The sequence below is a fragment of the Salinicola sp. genome (assembly GCF_982684285.1).
The window spans coordinates 1-7,654 of sequence record NZ_CEXLVS010000201.1 but is presented as its reverse complement, the minus strand read 5'-3'; the positions used below and the strand labels follow the sequence as shown (position 1 = coordinate 7,654).

Annotated in this window: 4 protein-coding genes; all 4 read left to right on the top strand. The window is 68.9% G+C overall.

Annotation, left to right across the window (positions count from 1 at the left end):
* Window positions 1-57 precede the first annotated feature (57 nt).
* From AC3AYF_RS15690 to AC3AYF_RS15675, 4 genes are read left to right on the top strand one after another with little or no spacing between them, the layout of a single operon-like run.
* Window positions 58-1,506 carry a hypothetical protein gene (locus AC3AYF_RS15690; protein WP_295038143.1) on the top strand — a complete coding sequence of 483 codons (1,449 nt, stop codon included), beginning with the start codon at window positions 58-60 and terminating at the stop codon, window positions 1,504-1,506.
* 3 nt (window positions 1,507-1,509) lie between these two features.
* Window positions 1,510-2,451, top strand: a complete 942-nt coding sequence (locus tag AC3AYF_RS15685; protein WP_487779975.1) for a hypothetical protein — start codon at window positions 1,510-1,512, stop codon at window positions 2,449-2,451.
* Window positions 2,448-2,936, top strand: coding sequence for a hypothetical protein (locus AC3AYF_RS15680; protein ID WP_487779974.1), 489 nt, complete (start codon window positions 2,448-2,450; stop codon window positions 2,934-2,936). Before AC3AYF_RS15685 ends, AC3AYF_RS15680 begins: the two co-directional genes overlap by 4 nt.
* The gene (locus AC3AYF_RS15675; RefSeq protein WP_487779973.1) at window positions 2,855-7,339 is read left to right on the top strand and encodes a coiled-coil domain-containing protein; all 4,485 of its coding nucleotides are present in this window, start codon (window positions 2,855-2,857) and stop codon (window positions 7,337-7,339) included. Before AC3AYF_RS15680 ends, AC3AYF_RS15675 begins: the two co-directional genes overlap by 82 nt.
* Window positions 7,340-7,654: the final 315 nt, after the last annotated feature.

Genomic DNA, 7,654 nt, shown 5'->3' with positions numbered 1-7,654 from the left:
AGGCCATCCTTGGCATAATGCTGCGCTTTCTCTCGTTGTTCCCCGTCTGGAGTCGACATGACCGCCTGGAACAAGCTGCTGGTCGCGACGACGCGGCTGCTGGATCTACACGACAGCGCCCACGAACCGGGCTCGCCCTTCGTCCAGGTCTCCCAGGAGCAGCGTCGCGGCCTCCGCGACGGCTACTGGCTCGACCTGGGCTGCCTGCTGCTGGACTACCTGCTCGAGGTGGACTTCGCCACCAACAGCGCCTTCGTCACCCAGCGTCGCTGCCTGGCCCACCTGCGAGGGGACTATCCCGAGCTGCCCGCGGACGACCTGAGCTTCGTCATCAATCTGCTGGCGACCCCCAGCGAGATTCACTATCGGGAGTGGCAGGCGGATACCGCCGACAGCGGGGCCGGTGAGGGCGAAACCCCGCCGGGAACGCGCAGCGGCCGCAGCACCAAGCGCACGGCGCTGATCGAGAAGCAGGGCCAGACCGGCCAGGTGCGCCTCACCCCGAGCGGCCGCCAGGCGGTCACCCTGGCCAGCCAGGTCGAGGACCTGCTCTATTCGGAGTATGACGCCGCCAAGGTCATTGCCGCGCTCTCCCGCGGGGACTACGCCCGGGTCCCCGACATCACCCAGCAGATCCTGATGGCGATTCGCGCGCTGACCCAGGAGCTGCGGCGGGTCCGCGAGAATCCGACCCACGAGGGCAAGCTGGCCGCGCTGCTGGACAACGAGCGCCACTACCACAATGCGCTGAGCACCATCCAGAGCACGCTGCTCAGCGCGCGGTCGCAGCTCTCGACGCCGACCCTGATCGCGCATTTCGATGCCTGGGCCGAGCGGCAGGAGGAGGAGTGGGACCTGCGCATGCTCTCCGCCACCATCGGGCGGGTGTTGAACGCCATCGAGAACCTCTCGCGGCGACTGTCCGAGCTGCTGTCGGATATCGCCGAGGGGCGGATCCAGTCGATGGGGGTGATCGACTTCGCCGGGCTGGCCCACCAGCTGCTGCTCTCTCCGCCCCCCGAGCGTCTGCAGGATGCGGTGGTGGCGCGAATGATGCCGCTCGGCACGCAGGTGGCGATGCCCCGCGTGGAGACGCTGCTGCCGCTGGTGGAAACCCGCCGCGCCGAGCGCAGCGGGGCGGCGCTGGTATTCGACGAGGCCAGTGACAAGCCCAGCGCCGATCCGCTGCTGGCGCGCTATCTCAAGGCGCGTGGCCCGGCCCTGCGCCAGCGCCTGCGGCAGTCGCCGCTGTCGCTGCCGGAAGCCCTCAGCGAGTGCTGGCACCACTTCGAGGCGGATTCGGACCCGGCCCACGCCGAAATCCTGGACTGCCTGCCGCAACTGCTCAACACCTTCGTCGACACCCAACTGCTCGATGACCATCTGAGCGTCGGTATCGACGACACCCCATTCGCGATCGCGCTGCCCGACGGACGCCGCATCGAGGGCGCGGTGACGCCCTCGCTGCGTCTGCGGCCGACGGCATCGAAAGAACAGAAGGTCTGATTTATGAACATGATGGAAATGGGCGAGGTCGTTGCCTATCTGTTGCGCTACCGCACCGCGGAACGGGTCCCCAGCGGCGGCCGCAAGCGCCGCGCCGCGCGGGAAGGCCAGCTCTCCGAGCGCGACGTCTGTGCCCTGATCGACGACGCCCAGGAGAACGAGCGCGAGGCGTTGCGGGACTTTCTCGCCGGCCAGGGGCTGCGGCTCAAGGCGTTCGAGTCCGGCGACTATCCGGGCATCGCACCGGGATCGCGGTTCTTCGCGCTGCTGCCGGATCCCGAGCTCGAGCAGCCGCCGCTCTATACCCGCGAAGCGGTGTTCGAGGCGCTCAAGCTGCGCCAGGAGAGCCGGGCCGAGCTGGCGCTGTGGTATCTGCAGCTGTGGCTGTTGCTGCATACCCTGATCTACACCCGGCTGAACCGCGCACTCTCCGACGTCAGCCGCTGTCAGGAGGCCACGTTCGTCACCCGCGAACTGGTCGAACTGGTGCGCGATCAACTGGAGACGCTGCGCGGTCTCGGCGATCGGGCACCGGAGAACAGTCGGGTGCTGCTCGACGAGCGCGGCGAGGACATCCCCCGTCGGGTCAAGGCGTTCATCGATCTGCTGGTGCGTGCCGGCCACCTCGAGGCCGTCCGCGAAGCTGCCGACGAGGATGTCTGGCAGCAGACCCTGCTGGGGGCACTGGAAGCCGAGCAGATCGGGGTCAACCATCTGACCCACCTGATCGAACTGACCTCCACCGAGCCCTCGGACCGGCCCTTCGACGGCGCCGGCGAGGACGCCGCTGACGAGGCGCCGGATCGGATCACGGACGCCGGATCTCGAGATGCCGACACCGATAGCGCCGAAGAGGCCGAGACGCGCGCCGCCGACATGTTCGACGAGCCGTCGGACGACACGGATGGATCGACGACCGAGAACGCCGAGGAGAATCGCCGGTGAGTGTCATCAACCGTATCGAGATCGCCAACCTGCTCAACAAGCACGGTGACATCGCCTCGCCCTGGGAAGCCAAGATGCGTCACCTGCTGCTCGACCTGCGCGGGCAGTCGAGCGCGGTCAGCATGGAGAACGGCTTCGGCAAGACCACCATGGCCGAGGCCCTGATCGGCATGCTCTCCCGCGATCGCCAGCTCCTGACCCGCACCCGGCGCAAGTGCTCGCCGTCGAAGGTCAACGGCGAGGGCCGCAGCTGGACGCACCTGCGCGTCGAGTTTCGTGCCCAGGACAGCGCCAGCCAGCAGGACGACATGCTGGCCGTCGCCGGCGAGGAAGTCGCCGGCGAGACCTTCGTGTTCGGCATGAACGGCTACAGCGACGGCAGCGGGCTGGTGTTCTACCACCGGTGCATCACATTACCCGTGACGGCAAGCTGGCGCTCTACGCCAATGCCGACTTCCAGAGCACGATGCGTGCGCAGGGGGTGACCCGGGCCCACAACCGCGAGGAGTGGCTGGAAGCGGTGGGGGCGCATATCTCGCGCCGTGAACTGGCGCAGATGGCGGCGTTCCAGAAGGAGGGCGGCGCCGACAAGAGCCAGATCTTCAACGCGATCAAGCCGCGGGCCGGCGAGAAGGCCGATCAGGCCTTCTTCTACGAAGTGCTGGCGCCGCAGATTCTGTCCGGGGCGACTCGCGGCGAGACCGACGAGGAGGAGGAGCTGATCGAGGACGTGATCCTCAACTCCGGCACCCGGATCACCGAACTGCGCCATCGGCTGGCGGAAGCCGAAAGCGACCAGCAGCGCGCCGACGACAAGGTCGAGCGGCTGGCCACCCTGAACGAAGAGGGCGAGGGGCTTCTCGAGGCGCGTCGACAGTTGACCGAACTCGATGCCTCGCTGCTCGAGGCCGAGCGACTGCTGGGCGGCCAGGCGCTGGCGCCGCTGCCGGGCTTGCCGGGAGGCAGCGGCAGCGCCGAGCAGGCCGCACCCGCCAAGGAAGCGGCCGACAACGCCGTCGGCTTCGCCTGGGCGGCTGGCGATACCGAACGCCCGCGGGTCTCCACCTGGCTGCTGGCCAGGCTGTCGCGCCAGGCCGAACGCAACGTGCGGCTGGCGCTTTCCGAACGCGGTGCGCGCGTCGATACGCATCGTCGCCTGATCCACCTGCCGCAGGCGACCTGGATCACGGCCCGCGACATCGGTCATGTCTCGTTCGACCAGGCCCGGGCCTGGCTGGCGGACAGCCACGCCTTCAATGACGACGCCTCTCGCTACCGTGCGCTGGGCCTGCTCGACGACGCCGCCGAGGCGTTCGAGTCGATGGATGGTAACCGATTCCGCGAAGAGGTGATCGCCGACCGCGAGTATCGCCGTTCGCTGCGGCTCGATGCCGAACAGCTCGATGAGGAGATGGAGCGGCTGGAGCAGGAGCGGGAGCAGCTGGAATCGCGCCAGCGCGATTTCATCGACAACCAGAGCGTCTACACCCAGGCGCTGGCCGAGGGGCTCTTCAGCGAGGCCGAACTGGAAGCGCCGGAAGCCACCCGCGACAGCGCACAGGCCAGGCTGGCCGAGGCCCGCAAGGCCCATGCCGACCACCTGGGGCGGATGGGCGAGCTGAAGCAGCCGGCGCAGTGGTACGAAGCGTTCACTGCCGAACATCCCGCTACCACGCCCGACGAGCTGCTGGCGACCAAGGAAGCGCAGCGGGAGCGTCTGGAAGCGCAGCTTGGCGAGTGGGACGCTCAGGCCAGTTCGCTGGACACCCAGCGCGAGACGATCCGCGAAGCGCTGCAGACGCGACGCGAGCAGCGTCAGCGCCTGGAAGGGGAGCTGGCGCCGCTGGCCTCCGGCCGGCAGGCCTGGCAGACCTTCGCCGAACGCTGGCCCGAGCACTCGGCGGTGGGGTTCTGGAGCGAACGCAAGAACGCGCTGGCAGAACACGAGCAGGCGCTGGCCGAGAGTCGGCGGGCCCAGAGCGATGCCAAGGCGCGCCTCGAACGGCTGACGCCGCTCAGGGACGCCGCCGAGCGTTATCGTCACTGGCACGGCGAGGCCTCGCCGGTGCATCTGCGGGACACGCTCTATCGCCAGTCACGGGAAGCCCAGGATCGCCTGCACCGACTCGACCAGCAGGGCCAGCAGCTCGGGACCCTGCAGCAGGCGCTGCACGACTTCAGGGAGTTCAGCGAACAGGCGCCCTCGGCTTGGCTCAAGGATGCCAAGGTGCGCTACCCCCGCCTGCTGCGAGAGCAGGAGACGCTGGCGGCCGCCATCGACGCGCGCGAGCAGTATCTCGAGAGCCTGAGCGGCGATCCGCTGGCCCGGCTCGCTTCCGAGGCCGAAGCCCGGGCGTGTCTCGCCGCCAGGGAGATCGCCTTTCGCCCCCTCCACGAGGTGCTGGCCGGTATCGAGGCGGAAGACGGCCAGCGTCGCGAATGGCTGGCCCAGGCCGCCGGCCAGCTGTTCGCGCCGGTGGTCGAAGGTGAAGACAACGCCCGCGAAGCGTCGCAGTGCCTGGTGGACGCCGGCTGCGGCGTTCCGGTGCTCGAGGCCGATCGCCTGCAGGCGACGCTGGCACGTGGCGAGCTGCCGCTGGGGGCGGTGCAGGGCGTCGAGACGCTGGCGGTCAAGGCCGCGCTCGACCCCGCTTATCTGACCGCGCTGCGGGAGGAGACCCAGCAGCGTCTCGCGGTCGACCGTGAACGCCGGCTGGCGCTGGAAGCCGAGGTCCAGCGACTCGACCCCCACGGCGAGCGTTTCCGTCTGGCGCTCCAGGCCGAGGAAGCGGTCAGCCAGGATGTGGAAGTGCAACTGGCGGCGCTGGAGGAGCAGCGCGAGCGGGCCGAGAGCGAACGGCAGGCGCTCGAGCCGCGCCTGAGCGAAGCGGCGATGAAATCGATCGACGATTTCCAGCGCTTCCTCGAGGAGGGCGGCGAGCCCGCGCTGGAAGCGGCCGTCGAGGAGAGCGAGGCTGCCGCGGCTCGTATCGAGACGCTGAGTCCGCAGCGCGAGCAGGCCGCCAGGGAGCTGGAGACCCACGGTGAGCTCTGGCTGGCGGCGGAGCGATTCGCCACGGCCGGTGGCGTCGAGCGTCTCGAGGAGATCGACGCCAGTCTGGCGGCGCTGACCGAGACCTTGACCGAGTACGAGGAGCGGTTCGCCGAGATCGCGCTGCAGAGTGAAGAGTTGAACGCCCGTCGCGACGAGTGTCGCGAGCAGCTGCGTCATCTGTTCGCCGACGGGGAGCGCGAGCGCCTGCGCCGCCTGGCGGCGTTCGTCGCCGAAGAGGGGCCTGGCTTCATGCGCGATGCCGAGGCTCAGGAAACGGCACTGGCGGCCGCACTGGCCCAGGCCAGTCGACGAGCCGACTTCGATTTCGCGCGGATCCGGGCCTTCCTGGATGTCCGCGACGATCAGGGGGGCAATCGCACCCTGGAACGCGACATCGGCCGCCTCAAGCAGTCGCTCAAGGAGGCGCGGGAGCGGCGCAAGGCCAATGGTCGCGAGCAGGGCGCGGTGGAAGCCCGCGTGGCCCGCCACCAGCAGGCGCTGACGGTGGTGGACCAGCTGGCGGTGGCGTGGCTGGAGGTGTTGCGTCAACTGCCCGAGGGCTGGCTGGAGCGTGCCGCCGCGGACGCCACGGCCCGCTGGCCGGCGGTGGGTGTCGACGCGCCACGGCTCGACGCGGCCATGGACGACTGGCGCCAGTGGCTGGCGACGGCGCTGGATGATCCCGACCAAGAGACGGATGCCGCCGCTTTCGATCTCGAGGCCTTGGAGACCTGTCGGCAGACCCTGCTGGAGGGGCTGGGCGGGCTCAACCTCGGCGAGCGTGCCCGCAACCGGGAGCGGCAGGCCCGCGATGTGGCGGCCCGGGAGAAGGCGCTGTCGCTGTCGCTGGAGTCGGCCAGTGCCAGCCGGCTGTTCAACGAAACCGAACGCGCGCGGCTGGATACGCTGGAGGGCGTCAGCCACGCGGCGCTGGAGTCGCTGCGGGGTCTGCACCGTCAGTTGGGGGGGCAGCTGGAGGAGCATCGCCAGCGCGTGGCCCGGTTGCACGCATCCCGGGAGCAGATCGAGGACACCCTGGTCGAGCGCCTGAGTTCGATCATCATCGACGCGGCCGGCAATCTGGAAATTCTCAAGCGTGTCGCGAAACGCTCCAGCGGCGGTGGCGCCTACTTCGAGGTCAAGGCCGACCTGATCGCCGACGAGTCGGTGCGGGAGCTGATCCAGCAGTTGCTGGCGGACATCGACGCCCATCTCGCGGTCCAGCGGCGGCGTCTGGAGCAGGCCGGCGATGGCGCGCAGGCCAAGGGCGGCCGCGACGACGAGCTGACCCGCCAGATTCGCCGGCGCATCTACCGCGGGCTGTTCTGCGACGTCACCATCCGTCTCAAGCACGATGCGATCCGCCCCCACGGCCGACTGTTCTCGCTCAACGAGGACATGTCGGAAGGCCAGCGCGAGGCGGTCTCGCTGATGTGGCTGGTGAAGCTTTCCGAGTTCGCCATCGAGCGCGAGCTGCGCGAGCTACCCGGCAGCCACAAGCGCCGGGCCCGGGCCAGCCGCGAGAGTGTCATCCTGCTCGATGGCCTGTTCTCCAAGCTCTCTCACCGCCGCCTGATCCAGGATTCGCTGGAGTCGCTGCGCAATACCCGCGGGCGTTTCCAGATGATCGGCCTGATCCACAACCCCAACTACGAGAACGACCCGAGCATCTTCCCCACCTACCTGGTCGGCAGCGTGATCGGCGGCCAGCAGGGGCAGGGCGGCCACGTCATCGTGCGGGAAGGGCAGGCGGTGGCTCCCGAGGAGGCCGGCCGGGGTAGCGGCGAAGCCAGCCTGTTCGGGATTCATGTGACCCCGGCGGCGGTGGAGTAATCAATGAGTTCCCTGACAACGGCTATTGGTCGATAAAGAGGAGCGCGACGGGCCTGCCCCTCGCAATGACGAGCAGAAGGACGGTAAGGACTCAGTCAGTGGAGAGTCGATTCTGCTGAAATCTGTCGCCTTGGAAACAGGCTGCCGCCCGAAGGCGGCAGCCCGTAGCCCGTATCAGCGCGGCGAGTCGTAACGTCCGCCACGACCGTTGGAGTAGACCACCTGCCACAGCTGGAGGTCCCTCGCCCGGAAGGCGCCGGCGCAGGAGCCGAGATAGTAGAGGAACATCCGCTTGACCCGCTCGCCGTAGTGGTC

Excerpts from the sequence above, each read along its gene's own strand:
- AC3AYF_RS15685 (WP_487779975.1), top strand. The coding sequence starts at position 1,510 with ATGAACATGATGGAAATGGGCGAGGTCGTTGCCTATCTGTTGCGCTAC.
- AC3AYF_RS15690 (WP_295038143.1), top strand. The coding sequence starts at position 58 with ATGACCGCCTGGAACAAGCTGCTGGTCGCGACGACGCGGCTGCTGGAT.